The sequence below is a fragment of the Arthrobacter sp. SO3 genome (assembly GCF_020532825.1).
Lineage (GTDB): Bacteria > Actinomycetota > Actinomycetes > Actinomycetales > Micrococcaceae > Arthrobacter.
The window spans coordinates 1-5,057 of sequence record NZ_MQTS01000048.1 but is presented as its reverse complement, the minus strand read 5'-3'; the positions used below and the strand labels follow the sequence as shown (position 1 = coordinate 5,057).

The following is a 5,057-nucleotide window of genomic DNA, read 5'->3' as shown; positions in this document are numbered from 1 at the left end:
TGTCGCTTGACAGCGTAGTTGGCGAATTGCCAAACGATCTGGCGAATCTTGTCAGCTATCTGGCGAGTCATCCTTGGATTGGCGGTCGCATCTGACATAGTCGGACGCATGTTTCGTCATCGTTCTGGTTTCTGGCGGGTGATGACGTGATGGTAAAAGCGTCTTCCGCCGCCAAGTTGCTGCCGCGGACGAGTTCCGGGCTGGACATGGTCCAGTGGCGGGTTGGTGGATCGGTTGTGACTCAGGATGCCGGTCGGAAGTTGCTTGAGCTGCCGATTGTTGAAGGCGAACCTGTTCGTCTCGGCAGTCAGTGGCAGAATCGCCCCAATCAGCATGGGGTCTACTTCTGGCAACGTACGGGCCGGCATATCTGGTATGAGAGCTCCCTTGAGGCGTCTTGCCTGGTCGTGCTGGATCAAGGCGGAGAGGTCGACCGGATCCTCGCCCAGCCGTTCCGGGTGCTTTTCCGGCGTGCCTCGAAGGTTGTTCGTCATGATCCGGACTTCTTCGCTGTTCTCGGTAACGGGGATCAAGTGGTCTATGACGTGAAGCCGGCCAGGCGGATGACCGAGGCGGTCCGTGATCAGTTCGAGGAGACGGCGCGTGTTTGCGAGATGGCCGGTTGGCGTCACGTGGTCCTCCACGAGCCGGATCGGATCCTGGCCGCCAATCTTGCCTTCCTGCGGAATGCGCGGCATTCACGCGCTCATCCCGACCCTGTGATGTCCGAGCAGATCGGCAATGTCTTCTCCGGCGGACGAACCCTCGGCGAGGGCCGGGAGATGGTGAACCGGCGGTTTCCGGCATTGGCGATGCCTTTCATCAAGCACTTGATCTGGCACCGGCGGCTGTCTGTTGATCCGACCGAGCGTCTGGACTTCGACACCGTCGCGACGACAGTTCCCCAACCCGAGGAGAATCGATGCTGCGCCTGAACCTGGGCGACCTGTTGACGTGGCAGGACGAGGAATACCTCGTCATCGCGGCCCGGCCTCGGGCGGCGATGCTGCGCCGCCTTGCCGATAACGACACCGTATGGGTGGACGTAGCCTCCCTTGCCGACGAAATCATCGTGGCTGACCGACCTGAGCCCGTTGACCACACGGCGGACCTTTCGTTGACCGCCACGGTCAGCAAGGCCGATTTGGAAACCGCCCGCTGGTGGGTCGAACACCTCAACGAAGTCACGTTCGGTGTCCCGGACCCCGATGCACCGGGCGCAGTCCCCCGTCCCGGCTACGGACCTGGCACTTCCAAACAAAGCCGCGAAGCCCTGAAGGTCAGCGAGCTGTCTGCCGCCGGCTATCAGGCATCCGTGCGTAGTCTTCAGCGGAAACAGCAGCAATATGAGAGGCATGGTGTCCACGGACTCATCGACCGCCGGACCCTCACCGGGGGCAATGGGACTCCGCGGGTTGAGGACCGGATTCTTGAGGCAGTCCTCGCAGTGCTCACGGCAACCAGGAACGACTCGACCGTCTCGGTGACCACGCTGATCGACAAGACCCGTGTACACCTCGCGCAGCGCTACCGCGGCGAGGAGGTCGTACTTCCGTCGGACCGGACGATGCGGCGGGTCTTCGCAGCCTACGACCGCCGGGGCCTGGCCACGGGCAAGGCGACCACCCGTCGAAGTGAAGCCAACCGGCACGACCGGGGACCCAGGCCTATCGCGGCGACAACTCCGGGACAGTACGTTGAGATTGATTCGACCCCGATCAATGTCATGGCGCTGCTCCCTGACGGCACCCCCGGCAGGGTGCACCTGACGGTGGCGATAGACGTGGCCACCAGATCGATCCTGGCCTTCGACATCGTCCCCTTCGGTGCATCCGGAGTTGAGCACGCAGACCTTCTCGGACGGATGCTCCGTCCGCGCGCCTCCAGGGCGGGTGCACCCGAAGACATGCGCCTGGACCGGGCCCGGGACCTCCCGTCGGCTGCAATGGTGGCCGCCGACGCACGACAGATCGGCGCTGTCGCTGTGCCATATATTGTCCCGGAGACGATCACGACCGACCGCGGCAAGGACTACCTGTCCGAGACTTTCATCTCGGCATGCCGCCACTTCGGGATCAGCGTCATCCCCTCCCCTCCGCACTCCCCCACTTACAAGGGCCACATCGAACGGCTGATGGGCACGATTGAGACATCCTGGATGCAAAAGCTTCCCGGTTACGTGGGCAACAGCGTCTCCAACCGGGGCCGGGTGATCGATCACGCCAGCCTGCTCACGATCCGTGAACTGCGCGAGTCTTTCGAAGAATGGTGGGTGCGCGTCTACCAAAGGACCCCACACAGTGAGCTGCGCGACCGTGACCTGCCGGCTCGCTGCTACAGCCCCAACCAGATGTACTCCGCGCTCTTCGACGCCGGAGCAGGCATACCGGTGCCGATTGACCAGGCCACCTTCATCAGCCTCATGCGACCTTACGCCCGCACCATCCAGAATGACGGCATTCACATCGATAACCTCACCTACTGGCACGACGCGCTGATCGGGCTCCGCAAACTCACCCCGCCCACCAAGGACGGCAAATGGGTCATCCGCAAAGACCCCTACGATCCGGACCGCGTCTGGGTCCAACACCCGGAAAACGGCGAGTGGCTGGAGTGCGTTTCTGAGTCCTACCGGCGCGACATCTATCCCTTCGCCTCCGCACTGCGGCTCCTGCGCAACACGCCCCAAGCGCAGGCCGCCCTCGCAGGCGAATGGTCAGCTGAACAACTTGCCCGCACCGCTGACGCGGCCCGGGCAGGACGCAGGAAGAAGACGAAGAAGGCCGAGAAAGCACGCGCGGTCCTCGCACGCCGGGAAGCGGACACCGAACCACGCCCCTCCCGGATCAGCGCCCCCGAACCGGCCGCATCCGAGACCTCCGAACACGCCAGTGACGACTTCGCCGTCGTCCGCGCCACCGACAGGTTTTGGAATGACTGAACCCTCAACCGCCCAGATCACGCCGGCAATCAAGAACACCCTGATCGGGATGCGACGCCAAATCGACCGTGTCGTCGCAGAACCCGGCAAGCTCACCCGGGCCGTCTACGAAACGCTCACAACCGCCGGGCAGCTTGCCCACGATGAGAGCCGCGTCCGGTGGTTCGGCTCGGGATTCACCCTTCGTAGCGAGGCGACCACAGAGCTGCTGCGCAGCGTCCGAGGCTACCTCGCGATGCGCGACATGGACGCCGTCGGCAGCCAAGGCGTGTGCGTCCTCACCGGACCGGCCAACGTCGGAAAGTCCACCACCCTGCTGCAGCTGGCCAAGGAAGTCGAGGCCCGCACCGAACGGCGCCACCCCGGCTTCCGCGACGACGGACGTGTTCCCGTGGTCTCCATCGAGATGCTGCCCGGAGCTACCCCCAAAGGGGTCGCAACCTCGATCCTGGACTTCTTTGGCGTGCCCCACCGCCAGCGCGACGCCCACCAGGTCCTGATCCGGCAGGCCGCCGAAGTCATGGCCCTCCGCAGGACCTCGCTGCTCATTGTCGACGAATTCCATGCCGTCCAGCTCGATGGCCGCCGCGGCGACGACGCCATCAACACGGTCAAGGCCATCATCAACAACACCGGCGTCGTGACCGTTCTGGCAGGCATCGACCTCGACCTGCAGTTGGGCAGCCACGCCGCAGAGCAGCTCATGGCCCGCGGTGAAACCCACCGGCACGCACCCTTCGACTACGCCTCCGAGTCCTCCCGGCAATCATGGACACGACTCGTTGACGCCTTTGCCAAGCAGATGTACCTCATCGACGGACCCCCGGATCTGAGCCCGTACGCTGACGCGCTCCATTCACTCACCGAGGGCCGCATCGGCGCACTGCGCCGCATTCTCGGATTCGCACTGCTGACCATGCTCGAAGAAAAGCCCTCTCCCGCCGATCCTGAAACACTGCTTGAGGAGCACATGGGCGCAGGATCCCGGCGGCTCGTGGCCGCGCAGAAGCCCAGGAAGCGGAAGGCCGCATGAACCGTGCCGGGACAGTGCCCGGGCAACTCCACCCACAGGTGGTGCAGCCGCGGCCCCACCAGTTCGAGAACCCCGACTCCTATCTTGCCCGGCTGTGTGCAGCCAATCTCATCGACGGCGACTACATCCGTCGGCTGATCCAGAACCGTCGAGTCCGCACAGGCCGCCCTGACGAGCTTGCCCACGTCATCAGTGAGCTCGGCGGCCCCGACGTCGGACACTTCCACGGCGAGTACGCCCGCGCCGTCGCCCAGCCTGCCCCGCGGCTGAAGGACGCCTTCCTGACCCGCCAGCAGAAGCGAGCCGCCTGCTCGCGCTGCGTCGGCGGCGATCACGTCGACACCTACGACCACCGCCGCTTCATGATCTGCCTCAAGCACAACCGCTGGATCGGCCAACACGCCACCGAGCAGCGGCAGATCATCGACTACGAACTGCGCACCGTTGAACGACGTTTCCGCCGCATCGCGGCCACCGGTCTCGTCCCGGTTGGAGCCCACGACGCCATCATCGCCGCCATCGACCGCCACGCGCCCGTACTCAAGGACCACCTCTGGCTCGGCCACCGCCCACATGCCCACCCCGGCATCGACCGCTACCCCGCCCGGGTCCGCATCCTCAAAACCATCGCCGACTACCTCGCCACACACTGGCCCCTCGAGCGCGAGATCAGCACCTGGCACCGCCGTCCCGAACAAGCCCGCCTCTACGCCCACCTTCGCCCGGGCCTGGCATGGCTCGGCGCCCCGGCCCAGACATGGAAACTCATCGACGAACTCGTCGATGTGGTGATCGGCGTCCTTACCAACCGCACCGACAGTTTCCTCTTATCTCCCACGCGCTCCTGACCTGCAAGGACCAGCAGCCGCCAGCTCCAACCGCGCGCGGTTCCTCAAGGCAGTCATCGCGGCCGAAGCACTCAACTGCTACGCCGCACCCCGGCGAAAGGGGCCGAATTGCCGCCGTAAATCCCACTTCTCGCCAAGATGGCTGTCAACTCAGCTGACCCACCTCCGCGTGGCCCACCCTGCCCTGACCACAAATCTGCCTTGTCAATTTCGCCAACTACATTGGCAAGCCACA

At 64.5% G+C, this 5,057-nt stretch carries 4 protein-coding genes; all 4 read left to right on the top strand.

Going from position 1 to position 5,057, the window contains the following annotated elements:
* The first annotated feature begins 236 nt into the window (after positions 1–236).
* Genes BJQ90_RS05560 through BJQ90_RS05545 form a run of 4 tightly spaced genes read left to right on the top strand, consistent with a single transcriptional unit; the run spans position 237 to position 4,822 of the window.
* Complete coding sequence (locus BJQ90_RS05560) at positions 237–935, top strand: TnsA-like heteromeric transposase endonuclease subunit (protein WP_226759313.1); 699 nt, start codon at positions 237–239, stop codon at positions 933–935.
* On the top strand, positions 923–2,941 hold the full coding sequence (locus BJQ90_RS05555) for a Mu transposase C-terminal domain-containing protein (RefSeq protein ID WP_226759312.1): 2,019 nt from the start codon (positions 923–925) through the stop codon (positions 2,939–2,941). Before BJQ90_RS05560 ends, BJQ90_RS05555 begins: the two co-directional genes overlap by 13 nt.
* Entirely contained in the window at positions 2,934–3,974 is a 1,041-nt protein-coding gene (locus BJQ90_RS05550) for an AAA family ATPase (RefSeq protein ID WP_226759311.1), read from the top strand. Before BJQ90_RS05555 ends, BJQ90_RS05550 begins: the two co-directional genes overlap by 8 nt.
* Positions 3,971–4,822, top strand: coding sequence for a hypothetical protein (locus BJQ90_RS05545; RefSeq protein WP_226759310.1), 852 nt, complete (start codon positions 3,971–3,973; stop codon positions 4,820–4,822). Before BJQ90_RS05550 ends, BJQ90_RS05545 begins: the two co-directional genes overlap by 4 nt.
* Positions 4,823–5,057 lie beyond the last annotated feature (235 nt).

What these genes read in the sequence shown, in the direction of transcription:
- BJQ90_RS05550 (WP_226759311.1), top strand. Translation starts at nt 2,934, where the DNA reads ATGACTGAACCCTCAACCGCCCAGATCACGCCGGCAATCAAGAACACC.
- BJQ90_RS05545 (WP_226759310.1), top strand. Translation starts at nt 3,971, where the DNA reads ATGAACCGTGCCGGGACAGTGCCCGGGCAACTCCACCCACAGGTGGTG.
- BJQ90_RS05555 (WP_226759312.1), top strand. Translation starts at nt 923, where the DNA reads ATGCTGCGCCTGAACCTGGGCGACCTGTTGACGTGGCAGGACGAGGAA.